We start from the raw sequence: 19,204 nt of genomic DNA on the forward strand, positions 1-19,204 counted from the left end.
CAGTCATGGACTGTCATGGAGGGCAACAGGCAGGTCAGCGGCCCCAAACCAGGGTCACAAGGCGCCTGATCGCGTTCGGGACGAAGAGGTCGTGGGTTCAAATCCCGCCACCCCGACAGTTGAAACACCAGGTCAGGGGCCTGATCCGCGAAAGTGGATCAGGCCCCTGACTCGTTTTCGTGGGCTTCTGGGTGTCAGCTGGGTGTGATCTTGAGAGGCGGTCAGCGGGACGCGGCGCTCTCTTTGCAACCCAGCTCCTCCATTGCAGTGCGGTGCCGGTGACCGGCACCGGGTGGGCCCCTGAGGTGCCCCCCTCGGGTACCAGCCCGACGTGGCCGGAGTGAAGATCCATGTGGACGAGTTCCTCCGGGTTCGTTTTCGGGTGCGGTGTGCCGCTGCTCCGTGGTGGGATGCGCCGTATGAGCGACTCGCTGTGTGCTCGTATCGAGCAGTACTACGCCACCGTGCCGCTGCTGTTCGCCGATGCCGAAGAGTTCGGCCCGTTACGGCTGTTCGTACGAAAGGAACCGGGAGCCCCGTACTACGGCGGCCCGAGTCATGCTCAGCCCACCGCGGAGAGCGCCGGGATGGTCACCGCAGCTGACATCGCACGGGTATGTGCTCGGCAGTGTGAACTCGGCGTACCGGAGGCTTTCGAGTGGCTCGCCGGGGCAGCCCCAACTCTGCGCGCCCGTATTGAGGCCGCCGGCCTGCCGGTGGCGGAACGCCCGCTCATGGCCCTCGACCCGCACCTCCCTATCCCTCCGCAGCCGTTGCCGGACGGCGTCACGATCCGAGTGCTGACGGCCGACGACCCAGCACTCCCTGCGGTTCTTGCTCTGCCTCGACTGGCTTTCGCCGCGGAGGGCACTGTTGCGAGTGCCGCAGGCCATGCGGAACTGGCAGTAGCGGCTGAGGAAGTGACCGCGGACGGCACAATCGAGAGCACCCGCCCCACTGTCCGCGCCGGGCACAAGACACTCATTGCTGCCCTCGCGTCGGACGGCACCCCGCTCGCCGTCGGCCACTACCACCCAGCCGACGGCACCACCGAGATCGGTGGCGTTGGCACCCTCCCCACCGCTCGTCGCCAGGGTCTGGCCGCAGCTGTCACGGCGGCGCTGGCCACCCACGCCCGCGACCACGGAGTGCGCACAATCTTTCTCGCCTATGCGCAGGACAGCGTCGCTCGCATCTACCACCGCCTGGGCTTTCGCCCTGCCGACGTCACCCTGCTGATCGCCAACCAACCCGCGCGGTCGTAAATTTGCGGCCCGCATACGGGGGGGGACCGCCCGCGTCAGCTCCGCGGGGAGAGGTTCCGCGGGGCAGAGTCAGTCCGGTGGATTCGGGCTGAACCGGGGGGTGTTGAGCCGTAGACTTCGGCACTCAACGCCGACGACGTCCGGCCGTTGCGTGCGCCCGCGGGGAGGAGATCGCATGGGGGACCCTTCGGACTCGATGGAGATCGACGAGCCTGAGGAGAGCGGCCGGAGTGGTGCCGCCGACTCAGCTGTTGAGGACGGGTCGACGGTCCTGGTGGAGGTGCTCCCAGGGGTGGCTGTCGTCGCCGGTGAGGTTCCGCCGGAGTTGAAGCCCGATCTGATCGACTTCGGGATCGTGCCGGCTGCCGACCGCAAGCAGATCTCAGCGGTCCTCGCCTCGATCGGGAACGCGGCGACCGTGGTCGGCAATCTCGGAAACGCGTTCGCCAGCGTGCAGGGGCTCTACAGGATCGGCGACACGGCGCAGGCTCTGCTGAGGAGCGGAGCGACGCTCGCTGTCAAGGACGGCGCAAACCTCGGGACGGTGATGGTGCCTGGCCGCATCCTGCACGCGGCCCGCTTCTACCCCGTCAATGCGGTGAGCAAGGCGCAGACCGCGGCCTCGGTCGGGCCGGCGCTGGCCATGGTCGCCCTGCAGATGATGCTGAGTGAGGTCTCGGGGCTCGTCAGAACCAACCTCGCGGTGACGAGTCAGGTTCTCACCACCATCCGCAAGGATCAGTGGGCCGAACTGACGGGGCTCGTCGCCGCCATCGATCGCGCGGTCGACCAGGCGCGAGAGATCGAATCAGTCCCGACGTCCTTGTGGGAGGACGTCGCGGGCAGTGGAGCGCTGCTGCAGAAGCAGCTCGAGCTCTACCGGGGGAACGTCGGCGACCACGTCAAGCAGATCGGTCGGGCCGACGCGCGCAGTCACCGCGAGTATCTGCAGACGAACGCCGAGGCGATCGCCTTCGACGCCTACGCCCTCCTGTCCTCTCTCAAGGCATGGACCGGGTATCACGCGCTCCGTGCCGCGAGGGCGAGAGCCGCTGGACTCGATGACCCCGCCGAGGCGCAGTACGCCGAGGTCATCGCGCGTGACACCCGCGCGGAGTTCGACTCCGCTCTCGCCGAGGCGACGAGCCTTGTCGACTCGCTGACGCGGGAGTTGCGGATCATCGCCGAGCTCCCCGGACCCGACGCATGGCCGCTGCCGGGCAAGCGGAAGGACGTGAAGGCAGCCCGCGAATCCTCGGCCCGTCTTCTGGAGGCGGTCGAGCCTCTTGCCGATGCTCTCCATCCACCGGCCCCTCCGCTCGAGGCCCCGGACGTCGTCTGCGCACCCGAATCGCTGGATCTCGAGCCGCACCTTCGCATCCTGCGATGGCTCCTCGATGACGGTGAGACCCTCCGTGTCCTCGGTTTCCCCGACCAGCTCGATGCCCTCGGTCCCGTTTCCGCGATCCTCGGCGGAGCGAAGGAGAAGTTGGCGGCGGCGAGGGACAAGGCTGCGGCACGGACACTGGTCGCCGTCACGGATCGCCGCATCATCACGGCCCGGACGAACGCGTTCCTCGAGCAGGCCGAGATCCGTCAGGTCATCCCGATCGACCACGTGCGATACGTCCGAGCAACGACCACGCAGGACAGAAGCGCGCGCTTGGCGATCGACCTCATCACCCGCGACGAGAACATCCGGTGGCTCTTCCAGGCTGACATGGAGAACGCTCACGTGGACGCGCTCGCCGCCGTGCTTGCCGAGTCGATGGCGATCCCGGACGTCGAACGCGACGAGCTTCTGCGCCGGCGTCACGCCTCCATCGAGGCGGGCAGGACGGGCGAGAGTACGGGCACGAGGTCTACCGAACCGACTGCATCCGAGGCCACGACCTGCGATGCCGAGTAGGTACGGACCGATCGCGGGCCCGGCAGTCCCGGACTGGGGTTCGGGAACTGCGGGCCAGCGGGGCCACCGGGCGGCTGAGTGGAGCTTGCGAGACGGACGCCCTGGCAGCGCCCGAGAAACGGCGGCGAGACCCACGGATGCGGGACGCGCTGCTGACCGCCTGTGAGTACCAAACTCTTCGCCAGGGGCGTCCTCGGCATAGGCGACGGCCACCGCATCCTGGTCTCGCAGCGCCTCTGACGTCGTTGTGTGACCCGCCCGGGCGCGGCACACCTCGGTAGTCAGCCGCCGTCGACAGACACCTCCGCCCACACCGTCTTGCCCACCGGCCGACGAGGTACCACCCCCCACCGCACGGCCAGGGCATCCACCAGGAGCAGCCCCCGGCCGGACTCGCCCTCGGGGCAGGACGAGGGTGGGGCGGTGGGCGGGCGCTTCGCGGAGGCTGCGTCCGCGACCTCGATGCACACCAGGCCGGCGGCCGCGTCGAGGGTGAGCCGGAGGGTGAAGTCGCGTCCGGGGATCCGGCCGTGCTGTACGGCGTTCGCGGCGAGTTCGCCGACGACGAGGGCGAGCGTGAAGGACGCGTCGGACGCCGGCGGGTAGCCCCACTCCTTCATACGCCTCACCGCCAGACGCCGGGCCAGCCGCGCGCCTCGCGTTGAGGAGACGAACTGGGCTGTGAATGAACGGAGTTCTGGGGTGGTCGTTCCGGTCGGCACGGGCGGGTCCGTCCTTGTCTGTCGAGCGCGGGGCGCCTTCGTGGCGTACGTGAGTCATCACGTTCCGTGTTCAAGGGTCGCCCGGTCGCCCTACGCTCGACAGGTGACACAGCCTTACTTTTCACCCCGTAAGGAACGGAAGTGATGTTTTGGCCAACGGAATTGACCCCCGTGCGTCGATGGCCGCGCTCTTCGGCGTACGGGTACGCAGGCTCCGTACGGCGGCCGGGCTGACCCAGGCCGAGCTGGGAGGCAGGGCGCATGTGGTGAGCACGCGGATCACGCAGATCGAGCGGGCGTCCGGAGCGAAGCCGACGCTGGAGCTGGCGCGTGCGCTGGACGCGGCTCTCGGTGCGGATGATCTGCTGGTCGAGTTGTGGCCGTTCGTGTACCGCGAGGCGTTTCCGGACTGGTCGCGGAAGTTCATGGAGTACTCGGCCCGGGCGGTGGTCATCAGGCAGTACGCGGCTCATGTGGTGCCTGGTCTGTTGCAGACAGAGGACTACGCGCGGGCGGTACTGAGAGTCGGTCGGACGCTCGGCAGCGAGGAGCAGTTGGAAGAGCGCGTCGCCCTTCGTATGGGACGACAGGAGCGCCTCGGAACAAGCGATCGCCCCGAGTTGTGGGTGGTCCTCGACGAGGCTGTGCTCCGGCGCCCCGTCGGTGGCCAGGTGGTGATGCGGGAGCAGTTGGCGCGACTGCTCACGGCCAGAACAGAACCTCACATCACCGTGCAGGTACTGCCGTTCGACCAGGGCGAGCACGAGGTCATGGGTGGCTCGCTCACAGTTCTCACCATGCCGGACGGCTCGGAGATCGCCTACACGGAAGGCGCGCACTACGGCCAACTCATCGAGGATCCGGACGAGGTCAGGGGATTCGCGCTGACTTACGATCGGCTGCGGGCGGCAGCTCTGCCGCCGCTCATGTCGCTCGACATGATCCGATCCGTGATGGAGGACAACCACCGTGGAGCGAACGTCCCGTCTCGATCTGAACGGCGCCGTCTGGCGCAAGAGCAGCTACAGCAATCAGGAGGGGGGCGACTGCGTGGAGGTGGCCGACGGGTTCCGAAGGGCCGTCGTCCCGGTTCGTGACAGCAAGGTGCCGTACGGTCCGGCGCTGTGCTTCGAAGCCGGCTCCTGGAGCGCCTTCATAGGCGAGTTGAAGGCCGGGCGCGACCGTTCCTGAGGCAGCCGGATTCCGGTCGTCGTCCGCCTTCCGGGCTCACCGGGCCCTTGTTCGCGAGGGTCCGGCGGGCCGCTGACCTCCTGAAAGAACCGGGGGAAAGAACTACCCACCCACCCTCCCTCCCTGGCCAGTTGGCCTGCGTCACCCGTCCGGGTGACCGGCTTGCGGGTGCGGGATGTGGGCCGTTACGTTCGCCGCGACAACCTCACACAGACGACGGCCCCCGGCCGGGACTGGCATCCCGATCGAGGGCCTGACCGATCAGGAAGCGAACCTCTTCCCGATGGCTGAGCCGCAGTCTAACGCGCGCCTGCGCGCCGACGCCGGAGCAACGACCTCCGGCGTGATCCACGTACGCACCCGGCTGACCGCCGACTTCACCGTGATCTCCAATGCCCTCGCGCAGCGACGCGGCAGCGCGGTCACGGTCGGTGTCGCGGCGTACATCTCCTCCCTGCCCGACGGCTCCCCCGTGAGCATCGCCGCCCTGTGCCGGCACTTCAGCGAGGGCGAGATCCTCATCTCGCGGGCGCTGCGGGAGCTGGAGGAGGCCGGTTACCTGGAGCGTCGCCGTGAGCGGACGTCCGGCGGGCAGGTGCGTACGCGGACGTACTTCTACGACGTGCCCGGCGGGGCCGTCGGCGACGGACCGCCCGAGCCGCCGAAGCCGTCCCGGGCCCGGAAGCATGCCGCCGCGGCTGCGCCTACGGAAGAAGCGGTGGCGGCCGCACCCGTACCGGCGAAGGCGAAGGCGAAGGCAGAGGCAGAGGCAGAGGCAGAGGCAGCAGCGGCACCGATTCCGCTCGCCGACGCCGACCCCCGAGCCGTCGCCGTACTCACCGCCCTGCGCCGAGTCGACCCCCGCCTCATCCTGTCCGCGCAGGAAACCGCCCGCCTCGCCCCGGCCGTCACCCGGTGGCTCGCGGCAGGCCTCCTGCCCACGCAGATCACGGATCACCTCACCGCACGGCTCCCGGAGCACTTCCTGACGCGTCCGGTCGGCGTCCTCGCCTACCGGCTCAAGGAGACTCCCCTGCCGGTACCGACCAGGGGCGCCGAACCGCCCGTACGTCCGGCGGTCGTGCCCATGCGGAACTGCGACGGCTGCGACCGGGGATTCCGTGCGGCGGAAGCCGGCCGTTGCCGGGACTGCCGCAATCGCCCGGCCGAGGGCCGTCTCCGTGCGGCCGGCTGAGCCGGTGCGCGGATCCGGGTCGTAGTCGTTCCGCTCCCGCAGGACTGCCTGCATCTGCCAACTACCCTCCCTCCCCGACCACTTCGATCATGTGCGGTCGCGAACACGTTGTAGGGTGATCGTTATCTGCTCATGCGTGGGCAGATCGCAACGCCACAACGAGGGGAAACTGAAAGTGAATCTGCGTCGCACAGCGCCTTCGCGGCAGTCGGCCGTGGGCAGGAAGTTCATGTCGGTCGCGCTGGTCGGTGCCGCCGTCGTCGGGGCGTCCGTGCTGTCCGTCTCACCGGCGGCCGCGCTGAGCTGGAAGTGCAGCGAGAGCTCGAAGACCATCGACGACGCGGGGTACACCGGTCCCTGGGGCGACAACTGGGACTTCACCGTCAAGAACTGTGTGGCCCGGTCCGGCAGTTATGTCTATGCCAAGGCCAAGGTGAGCTGGGACGCTCCGCCGTGGTACTCCGGGACCGATCTGTCGGAGACCTTCGACAGCGCCGGGTTCCGGCTGTACCTCAAGCACGCCGACGCGGGCGCGGACACCGTCCTGCTGAAGAAGGACTTCGGCATCCGGTCCAAGCTGGCCGCCATGGACGGCAGCGGGAACGGTTCGTGGACGTCTTCCACGATCAAGAAGAAGGTCGGCGGCAAGAGCGCCTACGCCGACGGGGCCCTGCGTCTCAACTGGGACGAGGACGGCAAGGACGTCATTCACTACGGCTTCAAGGCGAGCCGCTCGGTCTGACCGTCTGACCCTCTGACCCGCCGTGTCTGTGCCGAGTTCTTCCATGGGGAGGGCTCGGCGCAGCCCCCGGTGCAGCCTCTACGTGAGCGCCCCGGCCAGCGTTCCCGCCAAGGTGAGCGTGAGGAAGACCGCTCCCCAGGCCATCCCCCGCCGTATGCAGCGGTACTTGGCCCAGACGGTGTGGGGCCTCGCGGCCAGGCCGAGGAGGACCAGGGACGGGGCGCAGGCCGCGCAGCCTGCCCAGACCAGGAGCTGGGGGATCACGGCGTACTGGGTGGGTGCGATGACGCCGGCGGCGATCGCGCCGAGCAGTGCGGTCAGGGCCGCGCCGAGGGTCGCCAGGGTCAGTTCGGCTCTGCTGTCGGCCTTCACGAGGTCCTCGCGGGCCTCGGTGCGGAGCTCGCCTCTGTGTGTGGTCATGCGTCCCCCTCGCTGATCAGCGGGATTCACGAGTACCCGGAAATGGGGCTTTCAGTACGCCGGTTCAGGTGTTCCACGTTTCGTCGTAGGGGTCGTGCGGGGTGGGGACCGGCTTGGCGCGGGTGACCTCGAGGTACGGGACGGGGCCGTTGTTGACCGGGTCCTTGGTGCGGCGCGGGGTGTAGCGGCCGGTGATCTCCAGCCAGGTGTCCGGGCTCAGGACCGGGGGGATGTCGCCGGTCAGGGCGATCTTGACCGGCTGGGCGTCCGCCGCACAGCAGTTGAGGCCCATGCGGACCAGGTAGGGGGTACCGGCGCGGTCCAGTGTGACGAAGCCGGTGATCTTCAGTTCGCGGTCGCGGAGGGAGCGGCCGTCGTCGTAGACCGCTCGGCCCGCGTAGTCGGCGACGCCCAGGCGGAGGGGGCCGTCGGCCGGGAGGTCCGCGAAGCCGAACGGCTTCTGGAGGGCCGTGCCGGTGTGGGACGCGCTGTAGGAGCCCAGGGCCGGCGGGGCGACCAGGATCAGGGCCAGGACCGGGAGCGTGAGGAGCCAGGTGACGCGGGGTTCGTGGTGGTGCTGGTGATCGTGGGCCTGGGCCCTGCCTCGGCGGTCGTACCAGAGCGTTGCCGCCGCCGTCGCGATCAGTACCGCGCCCGCCAGCAGGACCAGGGGGCGCAGGCCCTCCTTGACGTAGCGCAGGTAGAGGTCGGTCATGCCGGAGTGCAGGAGCGTGGCGCCCAGGAGGAAGAGGAGGGCGCTCTGGGCCAGGCGGTTCACAGCAGGACCGTTCCTGTCAGGGCCGACACGATGACGGCCAGGGCGAAGGTCGCGGGCGCGAAGCGCAGGGCGAAGGCGCGGCCGAAGGTGCCCACCTGCATCGCGAACAGCTTCAGGTCGATCATGGGACCGACGACGAGGAACGTCAGGCGGGCCGTCAGTGAGAACTGGGTCAGGGACGCCGCCACGAACGCGTCCGCCTCCGAGCAGATGGAGAGCAGGACGGCCAGCGCCGCGAGGAACAGGACCGACCACACGGGGTGTCCGGCCGCCACGCCCAGCCATTCCGCCGGCACCACCGCCTTCAGCGTCGCGGCGGCCATCGCGCCGATCACCAGGTAGCCGCCGGCGTGCGTCACGTCGTGGCGCACCGAGCCCCAGAACGCGGCCCCCTTGCTCTGGCCCTCGTACGACGCCCTGGCCGGGGGGCGCAGCCAGTCCGTGCGGCCGAGGCGGTGCCAGAGCCAGCCCATCGCGCAGGCCACCAGCAGGCTCGCGACGAAACGGGCCAGGACCATCTCCGGGTCGCCGGGGAAGGCCACGGCCGTCGCCGTCAGGACGATCGGGTTGATGGCGGGCGCGGAGAGGAGGAACGCCAGCGCCGCCGCGGGGGTGACGCCTCTGCGCACCAGCGCTCCGGCGACCGGCACCGAGGCGCATTCGCAGCCCGGCAGCACCGCGCCCGCCGCGCTCGCGACCGGGACCGCGAGGACGGGGCGTTTCGGCAGGGCCCGGGCGAAGAACGACGGCGGTACGAACACCGCGATCGCCGCCGACAGCAGCACGCCGAGCACCAGGAACGGCAGCGCCTGGACCATGACCGCCACGAAGACCGTCATCCAGCTCTGCATCACGGGCGCGGCCAGGGCCCCGCGGATCGGGTCCTGGAACATCACCGCCGTGACCAGCAGAAGGGTCAGCAGGAGGGCGGGATTGAGGTGTCTGCCCTCGTCCGAGGCGCTGCCGTCTTTCCGGTCGGCCCCGGCTTCCCGGCCTTCCCGGCCTTTCCGGCCTCGGGTCGCCTTGAGGTCCCCGTGCTCGCCGCTCTCCCTCGGGACGGTCTTCGTGGTGGCCACGGGCCCGGTACCTCCGGTGGTGCGCATGGGCATGCCTTGCCTCCCCTTCGGTACGGACGGACGGGCCCGGGTGTTCACGCACCTCGGTTCCCTTCTGGAACCAGCCGTCCCGGTGAGGCAGTCTTCTCCCTTGTGGGGAGCGTTCCGAATCAAGGTCAGCCAGGTGAACCGGCCACACACATGGTCGTATGCGGTGACGACGGGCTCGCCCATCGGCTGGCCGCCGAACTCCGGGGTGTCTACGGCGAACAGGTCACGCTCGTCGTGCCGCCGTCGGGGCGCCGGGTGCGGCAGCCGGTGGTCGGACGGGCCCGGGCCGCCTCGGCTGCGCTGTTCGACCGGGTCAGCGCGGCCGTCAACCGGGCGGGCACGGGCGGTGTCGCCGAACCGGCCGCGACCGAACAGGTCGTGGAGGCCGCCGAGCTCACCGAGGCCGTGCTCACCGAGGTGGGCGCTGACCGGGCGGCGGCTCTGGCGCTCGTGTACGACGACGACGAGACCAACATCCGCGCCGCGCTCACCGCCCGCCGGATCAACCCCCGCCTGAGACTCGTACTGCGTCTCTACAACCGGCGGTTGGGGCAGCACATCGAGGAACTGCTCGACCAGACGGCGGCGGTGGCCTCCGGGACGGGGCCGGACGGCGGCGGTTCGCGCCTCGACGCGTCGACGACCGTGCTGTCCGACGCCGACACGGCCGCGCCCGCGCTGGCCGCCACCGCCCTCGTCGGCACCAGCAAGGTCGTCCAGACGGAGGGACTCGTTCTGCGCGCCGTGGAGCGGCAGCCGCCGGGGCCGGGCGAGGTGGCCGACCCGGGGCTGTGCACCCTGGCGCTGCTCTCCGCGACGAGCAACGACCCGGCCGGCGCCGACGGTTCCGAGAGCAGCGGGGAGCACGGGCCTCAACTGCTGCCGGACGAGATGGCGGTGGCGTCGGCGACCGGGCGCGGGACCGTCGTCCTGGAGCAGGTGTCGTACTCCGGGCCGTCCCTGTCCTCCGGGCGGGGCGGTGGTGTGCCGCCGTTCGCCTCGCTGTTCTCGCGGCGGCTGCGGTGGTCGCTGGCGGGGCTGGTCGGGTGTGTGCTCGCGCTCGCCGTCGCGTTCATCTTCGTGACCGGGGAGCATCCGCTGTACGCCACCTACGTCACGCTCCTCGATCTCTTCGGCATCAACGATCCCGCGTACCACGCCTCGACCGGGCGGCAGGTCCTGCAACTGCTGTCCGGGCTGGTCGGGTTGCTGCTGCTGCCGGTGCTGCTGGCAGCGGTGCTGGAGGCCCTCGGTACGTTCCGCAGCGCGTCCACCCTGCGCAAGCCGCCGCGGGGGCTCGGCGGGCATGTGGTGCTGCTCGGGCTCGGCAAGATCGGGACGCGGGTGCTGACGCGGCTGCGGGAGCTGCACATTCCCGTGGTGTGCGTCGAGTCCGACCCGGAGGCCAGGGGGATGGCCACGGCGCGACGGCTGCGGGTGCCGGTGGTGCTCGGGGATGTCACGCAGGAGGGGGTGCTGGAGGCCGCGAAGATCCATCGGGCGCACGCGCTGCTGGCGCTGACCAGTGCGGACACGACGAATCTGGAGGCCTCGCTGTACGCGCGGTCCGTGCGGCCCGATCTGCGGGTCGTACTGCGGCTGTACGACGACGACTTCGCGACCGCCGTGTACCGGACGATGCGGGCCGCGCATCCGTTCGCCCTGACCCGGAGCCGGAGTGTGTCGCATCTGGCCGCGCCCGCGTTCGCCGGGGCGATGATGGGGCGGCAGATCCTGGGGGCGATTCCGGTGGAGCGGCGGGTGCTGCTGTTCGCGGAGGTGGAGGTGGCCGGGCATCCGCAGTTGGAGGGGCGGACGGTGGCGGAGGCGTTCCGGGCGGGGGCCTGGCGGGTGCTGGCGCTCAATACGGCACCTCCTGGGGGGCGGCGGGACGAGGGCGAGACGGTGGGTGAGGAGGGTGCGCCGGCCTCGGGGCTGGTGTGGGATCTGCCTCCTACGTATGTGCTGGGGGCCGGGGATCGGGTGGTGCTGGCGGCTACTCGGCGGGGGCTGGCGGAGTTGCTGGGGCGGAGGAGGCGGGAGCGGGCGGGGGCGTGACGCCGAGCGGTGTCCCTGCACGGCTCGGCGCTACAAGGTGCCCGGCGTTGGCGCTGAGGCCGGGGCGTGGCGCAACCCGGCGCAGCGGGGTGCCGCCCGCGCCCACCCGTGCCGCCCTTAGCGGCACGCATGCCCGCGGACTGCGGACTAGGAGCGAACGTCCCTCAGGTGCCTCTCCGCGAATTCCAGTTCCAGCCGCACCTGCTTGATCCGCTCGTCCACCACCAGTGACCCGTGCCCGGCGTCATAGCGGTACACCTCGTGGATCGCGCTCCGCTTCTCCAGGCGTTTGACGTAGTTCTCGATCTGGCGGATCGGGCAGCGGGGGTCGTTGACGCCGGCCGAGATGTAGACCGGGGCCTTGACCTCGTCGACGTAGGTCAGAGGAGAGGACGCCTCGAAGCGGTCGGGGACCTCCTCGGGTGTGCCGCCGAGGAGGGTGCGGTCCATCGCCTTCAGCGCCTCCATCTCGTCGTGGTACGCCGTGACGTAGTCGGCGACGGGGACCGCCGCGATGCCCAGCGTCCACGCGTCGGGCTGGACGCCGAGGCCGAGGAGGGTGAGGTAGCCGCCCCAGGAGCCGCCGGTGAGGACGATGCGGTCGGGGTCGGCGAGGCCGGAGGTGACGGCCCATTCACGGACCGCGGCGATGTCCTCCAGCTCGATGAGGCCCACGCGGTGCTTCAGGGCGTCGGTCCAGGCACGGCCGTAGCCCGTCGAGCCGCGGTAGTTGACGCGGACCACCGCGTAGCCGTGGTCGACCCAGGCCGCCGGGCCCGCCGCGAAGGAGTCGTTGTCGTGCCAGGTCGGGCCGCCGTGGATGTCGAAGACCGTGGGGAGCGGGCCGGTGGTGCCCTGCGGCTTCTGGACCAGGGCGTGGATACGGCCGCCGGGGCCCTCCACCCACACGTCCTCCACGGGCACCGAGCCGGGGGACTTCATGCCGGGCGGGTCGAGCACGACACCGCCCGTCGTGGAGCGCAGCGCCGACGGTTCGGCGGCCGAGGACCACAGGTACTCCACGCTGCCGTCGGGCCGGGCCGTGGCGCCGGAGACCGTGCCGGGCGGGGTGGGGATCTCCGTCAGGGCGCGGCTCGCCAGGTCGTAGCGGAACAGCTCGCTGCGGGCCTCGAAGCCGTGCACGATGAGCAGGCCGGTGCCGTCCGGGTACCACTCGGCGCTGACGTCGCCGGGCAGCTCCAGCGCCAGGTCCGTCTCCTCGCCCGTGGCCACGTCCCACACCAGCGGCTCCCAGCGGCCTCGGCGCTGGTGGCCGATGAGGAGGCGGGTGTCGCCGTCGACGGGGGCGAAGCCGAGGACCTCCAGGCCCAGCTCGCGTGTGCCGCCCTCGGTGTCGTCGAGGTCGGCGACCGGGGTGCCGTCGGGGCGCAGGACGCGCAGGGCCGAGTGCATCGCGTCGCCGTGCTCGGTGTGCTCGACGGCGATGAGCGAACCGTCGTGGGCGAGGTCGCCGACGCCGGCGGACTCGCGGTGCCGGTAGATCTCCACCGGGTCCTCGCCGGTGCGGACGAGGTGGATCGTCGTACCGTCCTCGTCCGTCGAGCGGCCGACGACCGCCGTGCGCCCGTCGCGGCCGAGGGCGAGGCCCGCCGGGTAGGAGGCCTCCAGGCCCGCGGCGGCCGGTTCGTCCTCGCCGCCCGCGAAGGGCTGGCGGCGCCATACGCCGAACTCGTCGCCGTCCTTGTCGTCGAACCACCAGATCCACGCGCCGTCCGGGGACAGCACGCCGTCCGTCGTGCCGTTCGGCCGGTCCGTCACCTGGCGCTGGTCGCCCGTCGACCTGTCCCAGGCGTACAGCTCGTACGTCCCTGTCGCGTTCGACACGAACAGGGAGCGGTCCGGCGCGTCCTCCGCCCAGTCGGGCAGGGACACCCGGGGCGCCCGAAAGCGCTTCTCCCAGTCCGGCATCCGCTCCTGCTGTCCCGCCTGTCCCACTTGTTCGTGCTGATCCCGCTGGTCCCGCGCATCGGACGCGTTGCTCTCAGTCATGGCCCCATACTGCCCGCCCGAACCGACATCGCGCTGCCGAGGCCCCCAGCCTGTGGATAACCTCCACCGATCCCCCTTCCCGGCAGGTCAGGGCGGATTGTCAGTGGCTGCGTGCACACTGCTCGACATGACCGATCTACGCAGGACCGTCGGAAGGTTCCGGTCCGCGGCCGACGTCCGGGACTCCGTGAGGTACGAGAGGCCCGGGGATTCGCCGTGGAAGGCCGACGGCCGAATATCCACAGTCACCGCTTTCTGACCCGGGCCCCACGAGCGCCGAGCGCCGCCGACCGGCGCCCACCCCGCAGTCCGGACCCTTCGGGCAGCCCCGTACCTTTGGGGTGTGTACCGGTTTCTGCTGACGCCCCGATGGTGGGGGATCAACGTCTTCGTGCTGTTGTCCATCCCCTTCTGCATCTTCATGGGGTCCTGGCAGCTGGGCCGGTTCGAGGACCGTGTGCAGGACCATCGCACCGCGACCGAGCAGGTCGCCGAGGCTCGGCACGAGGCGCCCCGGCCGCTGGCGAAGATGCTGCCGGTGACCAAGGCGACGTCCGGCAAGCAGGTCACCGCGACCGGCCGCTACGGCAAGCAGCTGCTGGTGCCGGGCCGGGAGCTCGACGACAAGCAGGGCTACTACGTCCTGACACTGCTGCGCACCGACTCGGGCGAGGCGCTGCCGGTCGTGCGCGGCTGGCTGCCCGGCTCCCCGGACGCGGCCGAGGCCCCCGCCCCGCCCACCGGTGAGGTCACGGTCACGGGGGCGCTCCAGGCGTCCGAGACCCCGGGCGACAACGGCGTCAGCGCGCAGGGCGGGCTGCCGTCCGGGCAGACCGGGGCGATCAGCGCGGCGTCCCTGGTGAACCTGGTGCCGTACGACGTGTACGACGCGTGGGTCACGCTCGCCAAGGGCGACTCGGGTATGAAGGCGGTGCCCGCGAGCGCCCCGCCGGACTCGGGGCTGGACCTGAAGGCGTTCCAGAACCTCGGCTACACCGCCGAGTGGTTCGCCTTCGTCGGGTTCGTGATCTTCATGTGGTTCCGGTTGCTGCGGCGCGAGGTGGAGTTCGCCCGGGACGCGGAGCTGGGCCTGGTCCAGGAGGAAGAGGAGCGCGTGGTCGCCTGACGGCGACCACCCGACCACTCGACCACCGGGCCGGTCCGCGGCCCTACGCTCCCGGCAGCACGCCCGTCCAGTACACGGTCCCCGCGCACGCGTTGGACACCGTGACCGAGCTCGCGCCCGAGCCCGTACCCGGCGTGTAGGTCACCGCCACGCTGCCGTCGGTCGTGCCCTCCTCCGTGGCCAGCTGCGGGGCGGTGCCCGTGTCGCCGCCGGTGGAGGTGCCGCCCGTCTCCGTCGTGTCGCCCGACGGGGTGGGTTCGGGGCTGGGGTCGCCGGGGCCGCCGACGCTGCCGCCGGGGGTGGGGCAGGTCTCCGTGGGGACCCAGGCGAACTTCACGTCGTAGGCGGCTCCGGGCGCCAGCACGAGCTGGGCGGACTCCAGGGACGGGTCGGGCAGGCCCGCCGCCGCGTCCCCGGCCGCGTGCCGGGCGGTGCTGACCTTGCTGATGTCGGCCGTGCCCTGCGGCAGCGCGCTCACCGAGCCGGGGCCGGTGACCGTACAGCTCGCCGCGGAGACGTTGGTGACGCGGAAGGAGCCGTAGACCGCGCCCGTGGAGTCGGGGGCGGCGCTGCTTCCGGCGGCGGGGCCGAGCTGGGCCGCGGTGCACGCCGCGATGCCGGCGGCGGTGGTGGAGGAGGGGTCGGCGCCCTGGGTCGCGCCGGTGGCGGCGCCGGTGCCCTTGCCCTTGTCCTCCTTCTTCTTCTCGTCCTTGTCCTTGCCCTCGGGCTTGCCGGAGGTCCCGCCCGAGGTGCTCTCCCCGCCGTCCGGTCCCTTGCCCTGGCTCGCGCCGCCCTGGGTCTCGGAGGCGTGGCCGATGGCGGACGGGTTGGCTTCGGAGCCGGTGGAGTTGGAGACGTGCACGAGCGCGGGGATGGCCGTGCCGATGAAGAGGCAGGCGGCGGCCATGCCGACGACGGCCTGCCGCTTGCGGGTCCGCCGCTGGGGCACCGCCTTGCGGAGGTACTCCAGCGTGCCGTCGCGCGGTTCCACCTCCTGCACCACCTGGTGCAGCATCGAGCGCAGGTCCAGCTCGTCCGAGTCGAACCCCTCGGGGCTCTGGTCGTCGGGGCCGTGGTTCACAGTTGCGTTCCCAGCGTGCGATTGCTTCGGATCTTGCCTGTGCGGCCTGGCCGGTTCGTGCCGGTCGGGCCCGTCACGTCCCGCGCTGTCCGGGGCGCTCATGCCGACGCCTCCATGGCCAGCCGGAGCGCCGCGATGCCGCGCGAGCCGTACGCCTTGACCGAGCCCAGCGATATCCCGAGGGTCTCGGCGACCTGCGCCTCGGTCATGTCCGCGAAGTAGCGCAGCACCAGCACCTCGCGCTGGCGGCGCTGCAGCCCCTTCATCGCCTTGATGAGGGAGTCGCGCTCCAGCTGGTCGTAGGCGCCTTCCTCGGCACTGGCCATGTCGGGCATGGGCTTCGACAGCAGCTTCAGGCCGAGTATGCGGCGGCGCAGCGCGGAACGCGAGAGGTTGACGACCGTCTGCCGCAGGTACGCCAGGGTCTTCTCGGGGTCGCGGACCCGCTTGCGGGCCGAGTGGACCCGGATGAAGGCCTCCTGGACGACGTCCTCGCAGGAGGCGGTGTCGTCGAGGAGGAGGGCGGCGAGACCCAGCAGCGAGCGGTAGTGCGCCCGGTAGGTCTCGGTGAGGTGGTCGACGGTGGTGCCGGCCGCCGCCTCGTCCTCGGCACCGTCGCGCTGGTTCGGTATGCGGGCCGGCCGCGCCGCGGGCACGGGCGCGATCACCGGCATGCCACCGGGCGTACCGGCCATGCGGGGTCGTAGAGCCGCCGGACGGGGCGGTCGCAGGACCGTGCCGCGTGCCGTGCTGAAGTCGAGTACCTCTGCCACGCCTGTTGGACACGCTCACCCCGGTGAGGGTTGTACGTGCCGGGCGTCACTTTCACGCCGACCGTCGCCGTCGACGGTCTACCCGCGTCAGGCTGCACAACAGATGGTGCGTCAAATGCCCTCATGCGTCCCGCTCTTCCCCTATGTCCAATTGTGAACGGACGTCCCCACGCCCGGTTCCAGGCGTCCCCACGCCTGATGAAGCGCTTGCACGGCCTAAGTGCGACCGCAAAGACGCTCCCCGCCCTCCGCACGGTTGCGGAGGACGGGGAGATAAATCCTCTGATGCCGAAGCGCCCCGGACAAGTGGTCCGGACCATCGATCAGCTCACATGTCGCACACAGATCCTACAAACCGCCCACCCGGCGGCCGGAGGATTTTTCGCTGCGCGGCGGTCAGGCCAGCTCGGCGGCCACCACCTCGGCGATCTGCGCGGTGTTGAGCGCGGAGCCCTTGCGCAGGTTGTCCCCGCACACGAAGAGTTCGAGCGCCGTGGGGTCGTCCAGCGCCCGCCGCACCCGCCCGACCCAGGTGGGGTCGGTGCCCACGACATCGGCGGGGGTCGGGAACTCCCCGGCGGCCGGGTTGTCGAACAGCACGACACCGGGCGCCGTCGCGAGGATCTCGCGGGCCCCCTCGACGGTGACCTCGCCCTCGAAGCGGGCGTGCACGGTCAGCGAGTGGGTGGTGATCACCGGCACCCGGACACAGGTGATGGCCACCGGCAGATCGGGCAGGCCGAGGATCTTGCGGGACTCGTCCCGCACCTTCAGCTCCTCGGAGGACCAGCCGTCCTCGCGCGCCGAACCGGCCCAGGGCACGACGTTCAGCGCGACCGGCTCCGGGAACGGCCCGGTGTTGTCCCCCACGGCCCGCCGTACGTCACCGGGGCCGGTGCCCAGTTCCGTGCCGGCGACCAGGGAGAGCTGCTGGCGCAGGGTGGCCACGCCGGCCCGCCCGGCGCCGCTGACCGCCTGGTACGAGGAGGCGACGAGCTCGCGCAGCCCGAACTCGGCGTGCAGCGCGCCCAGGGCCACGATCATGGAGAGCGTCGTACAGCTGGGGTTGGCGATGATCCCGCGCGGCCGCATCCGCACGGCGTGCGGATTGACCTCGGGCACGACGAGCGGCACGTCCGGGTCCATCCGGAACGTGCCGGAGTTGTCGACGACCACCGCGCCCTTGGCGACCGCGAGCGGCGCCCACCGCTCGGCGACCTCGTCGGGGACGTCGAACATGGCGACGTCGACCCCGTCGAAGGCCTCCTCGGTGAGCGCGATGACCTCGGTCTCCTCGCCGCGCACGGCCAGCTTGCGGCCGGCCGAGCGGGGGGAGGCGATCAGCCGGATCTCGCCCCAGACGTCGGCCCGCTGGGACAGGATCTGGCGCATGACCGTGCCGACGGCTCCGGTCGCGCCCACCACGGCAAGCGTCGGACGCCCGGACCTGCCGGTCCGGGCGTCCTGTCGGAGGTGGGCCATCAGCGGCCGGTGCCTCCGTAGACGACAGCCTCGTCGCTGTCGGAGTCGAGCCCGAAGGCGGAGTGCACGGCACGGACGGCCTCGGGCACGTCGTCGGCGCGCGTGACGACCGAGATGCGGATCTCGGAGGTCGAGATCAGCTCGATGTTCACACCGGCGTCGGACAGCGCGCCGAAGAAGTCGGCCGTGACACCCGGGTTCGTCTTCATGCCGGCGCCGACGAGGGAGATCTTGCCGATCTGGTCGTCGTAGCGCAGCGAGTCGAAGCCGATGCCGGACTTGTTCTTCTCCAGCGCGCCGATGGCCTTGCGGCCCTCGGTCTTCGGGAGCGTGAAGGAGATGTCCGTCAGGCCCGTGGAGGCCGCGGACACGTTCTGCACGACCATGTCGATGTTGATCTCGGCGTCGGCGATCGCGCGGAAGATCGCAGCCGCCTCGCCCGGCTTGTCGGGCACACCGACGACCGTGACCTTGGCCTCGGAGGTGTCGTGCGCGACACCGGAGATGAGAGCCTGCTCCACCTGCTTTTCCCCTTGCTGCTGCGTCTTTCGAACAACTGGCTCGCTGCTGACCCAGGTGCCCTGGAGTCCGCTGAAGCTGGACCGGACATGGATCGGGATGTTGTACCGCCGGGCGTACTCCACGCAACGGTGGAGCAGCACCTTCGATCCGGACGCCGCCAGTTCGAGCATGTCCTCGAAGGAGATCCAGTCGATCTTCCGGGCCTTCTTCACCACACGCGGATCGGCGGTGAACACGCCGTCGACGTCGGTGTAGATCTCGCACACGTCGGCTTCGAGGGCGGCGGCCAGGGCCACCGCCGTGGTGTCGGAGCCGCCGCGGCCGAGGGTGGTGATGTCCTTGGTGTCCTGGCTGACGCCCTGGAAACCGGCCACGATCGCGATGTTGCCCTCGTCCACCGAGGTCTTGATCCGGCCCGGCGTGACATCGATGATGCGCGCTTTGTTGTGGACCGAGTCGGTGATGACACCTGCCTGGCTGCCGGTGAACGACTGGGCCTCATGGCCCAGCTTTTTGATCGCCATGGCCAGCAACGCCATGGAGATCCGCTCTCCGGCGGTCAGCAGCATGTCGAGCTCGCGCCCGGCAGGGATCGGGGATACCTGCTCGGCGAGATCGATCAGCTCGTCCGTCGTGTCGCCCATCGCGGAAACCACGGCAACCACCTGATTGCCGTTCTGCTTCGCTTCCACGATTCGCTTGGCGACGCGCTTGATGCCCTCGGCATCGGCTACGGAGGAGCCTCCGTACTTCTGCACGACAAGGCCCACGTGCGCTCCTCGCTCAATCCGTCTCTATCCGCTCATACGCATTCGTACCGCGGT

Annotated in this window: 17 protein-coding genes and 1 pseudogene; 9 read left to right on the forward strand and 9 right to left on the reverse strand. The window is 70.7% G+C overall.

What is annotated here, in order from left to right; all coding sequences use genetic code 11:
- Positions 1-410 precede the first annotated feature (410 nt).
- The 3 genes and pseudogenes from KJK29_RS16640 to KJK29_RS39380 all read left to right on the forward strand — a co-directional run.
- On the forward strand, positions 411-1,265 hold the full coding sequence (locus tag KJK29_RS16640; protein WP_370869141.1) for a GNAT family N-acetyltransferase: 855 nt from the start codon (positions 411-413) through the stop codon (positions 1,263-1,265).
- A gap of 175 nt (positions 1,266-1,440) precedes the next feature.
- Positions 1,441-3,174: a hypothetical protein gene (locus KJK29_RS16645; protein ID WP_215119946.1), complete on the forward strand. Its 1,734-nt coding sequence runs from the start codon at positions 1,441-1,443 to the stop codon at positions 3,172-3,174.
- Positions 3,175-3,408: pseudogene (locus KJK29_RS39380) on the forward strand (hypothetical protein); the annotation flags it as partial.
- A gap of 47 nt (positions 3,409-3,455) precedes the next feature.
- Here KJK29_RS39380 and KJK29_RS16650 read toward each other — a convergent pair.
- On the reverse strand, positions 3,456-3,896 hold the full coding sequence (locus tag KJK29_RS16650) for an ATP-binding protein (protein WP_215119947.1): 441 nt from the start codon (positions 3,894-3,896) through the stop codon (positions 3,456-3,458).
- A gap of 179 nt (positions 3,897-4,075) precedes the next feature.
- Between KJK29_RS16650 and KJK29_RS16655 the strand changes: the two genes are divergently transcribed.
- The 4 genes from KJK29_RS16655 to KJK29_RS16665 all read left to right on the forward strand — a co-directional run bounded on the left by KJK29_RS16655 (position 4,076) and on the right by KJK29_RS16665 (position 7,024).
- Positions 4,076-4,993 carry a helix-turn-helix domain-containing protein gene (locus KJK29_RS16655; protein ID WP_215119948.1) on the forward strand — a complete coding sequence of 306 codons (918 nt, stop codon included), beginning with the start codon at positions 4,076-4,078 and terminating at the stop codon, positions 4,991-4,993.
- Positions 4,953-5,087: a DUF397 domain-containing protein gene (locus tag KJK29_RS38850; RefSeq protein ID WP_251058106.1), complete on the forward strand. Its 135-nt coding sequence runs from the start codon at positions 4,953-4,955 to the stop codon at positions 5,085-5,087. Before KJK29_RS16655 ends, KJK29_RS38850 begins: the two co-directional genes overlap by 41 nt.
- Before the next feature lie 283 nt (positions 5,088-5,370).
- On the forward strand, positions 5,371-6,282 hold the full coding sequence (locus tag KJK29_RS16660; RefSeq protein ID WP_215119949.1) for a winged helix DNA-binding protein: 912 nt from the start codon (positions 5,371-5,373) through the stop codon (positions 6,280-6,282).
- Positions 6,283-6,511: 229 nt separating this feature from the next.
- The gene (locus tag KJK29_RS16665) at positions 6,512-7,024 is read left to right on the forward strand and encodes a hypothetical protein (RefSeq protein WP_215119950.1); all 513 of its coding nucleotides are present in this window, start codon (positions 6,512-6,514) and stop codon (positions 7,022-7,024) included.
- Positions 7,025-7,102: 78 nt separating this feature from the next.
- On the opposite strand, the gene KJK29_RS16670 is transcribed toward KJK29_RS16665, so the two are convergent.
- The 3 genes from KJK29_RS16670 to KJK29_RS16680 all read right to left on the reverse strand — a co-directional run bounded on the left by KJK29_RS16670 (position 7,103) and on the right by KJK29_RS16680 (position 9,331).
- Complete coding sequence (locus KJK29_RS16670) at positions 7,103-7,444, reverse strand: hypothetical protein (RefSeq protein WP_215119951.1); 342 nt, start codon at positions 7,442-7,444, stop codon at positions 7,103-7,105.
- A gap of 64 nt (positions 7,445-7,508) precedes the next feature.
- A complete protein-coding gene (locus KJK29_RS16675) occupies positions 7,509-8,222 on the reverse strand; it encodes a TIGR03943 family putative permease subunit (protein WP_215119952.1) in 714 nt (237 codons plus the stop codon).
- Positions 8,219-9,331 carry a permease gene (locus KJK29_RS16680; protein WP_251057826.1) on the reverse strand — a complete coding sequence of 371 codons (1,113 nt, stop codon included), beginning with the start codon at positions 9,329-9,331 and terminating at the stop codon, positions 8,219-8,221. The genes KJK29_RS16675 and KJK29_RS16680 overlap by 4 nt, the downstream gene beginning before the upstream one ends.
- Positions 9,332-9,478: 147 nt before the next feature.
- Between KJK29_RS16680 and KJK29_RS16685 the strand changes: the two genes are divergently transcribed.
- The gene (locus KJK29_RS16685; protein ID WP_215119953.1) at positions 9,479-11,386 is read left to right on the forward strand and encodes a potassium channel family protein; all 1,908 of its coding nucleotides are present in this window, start codon (positions 9,479-9,481) and stop codon (positions 11,384-11,386) included.
- Positions 11,387-11,533: 147 nt separating this feature from the next.
- Here the strand turns inward: KJK29_RS16685 and KJK29_RS16690 are convergent, their stop codons facing one another.
- Complete coding sequence (locus KJK29_RS16690; protein ID WP_215119954.1) at positions 11,534-13,396, reverse strand: S9 family peptidase; 1,863 nt, start codon at positions 13,394-13,396, stop codon at positions 11,534-11,536.
- A gap of 343 nt (positions 13,397-13,739) precedes the next feature.
- Between KJK29_RS16690 and KJK29_RS16695 the strand changes: the two genes are divergently transcribed.
- Complete coding sequence (locus tag KJK29_RS16695) at positions 13,740-14,522, forward strand: SURF1 family protein (RefSeq protein ID WP_215119955.1); 783 nt, start codon at positions 13,740-13,742, stop codon at positions 14,520-14,522.
- 43 nt (positions 14,523-14,565) lie between these two features.
- Here KJK29_RS16695 and KJK29_RS16700 read toward each other — a convergent pair whose 3' ends face one another.
- The 4 genes from KJK29_RS16700 to KJK29_RS16715 form a co-directional block, all read right to left on the reverse strand.
- On the reverse strand, positions 14,566-15,603 hold the full coding sequence (locus tag KJK29_RS16700; RefSeq protein WP_215119956.1) for a hypothetical protein: 1,038 nt from the start codon (positions 15,601-15,603) through the stop codon (positions 14,566-14,568).
- Between the two features lie 98 nt (positions 15,604-15,701).
- Positions 15,702-16,277: a SigE family RNA polymerase sigma factor gene (locus KJK29_RS16705; protein WP_215124312.1), complete on the reverse strand. Its 576-nt coding sequence runs from the start codon at positions 16,275-16,277 to the stop codon at positions 15,702-15,704.
- 495 nt (positions 16,278-16,772) lie between these two features.
- Positions 16,773-17,858, reverse strand: a complete 1,086-nt coding sequence (locus KJK29_RS16710) for an aspartate-semialdehyde dehydrogenase (protein WP_215119957.1) — start codon at positions 17,856-17,858, stop codon at positions 16,773-16,775.
- Entirely contained in the window at positions 17,858-19,150 is a 1,293-nt protein-coding gene (locus KJK29_RS16715) for an aspartate kinase (RefSeq protein ID WP_215119958.1), read from the reverse strand. Before KJK29_RS16715 ends, KJK29_RS16710 begins: the two co-directional genes overlap by 1 nt.
- Positions 19,151-19,204 lie beyond the last annotated feature (54 nt).

The sequence above is a fragment of the Streptomyces koelreuteriae genome, from assembly GCF_018604545.1.
Lineage (GTDB): Bacteria > Actinomycetota > Actinomycetes > Streptomycetales > Streptomycetaceae > Streptomyces > Streptomyces koelreuteriae.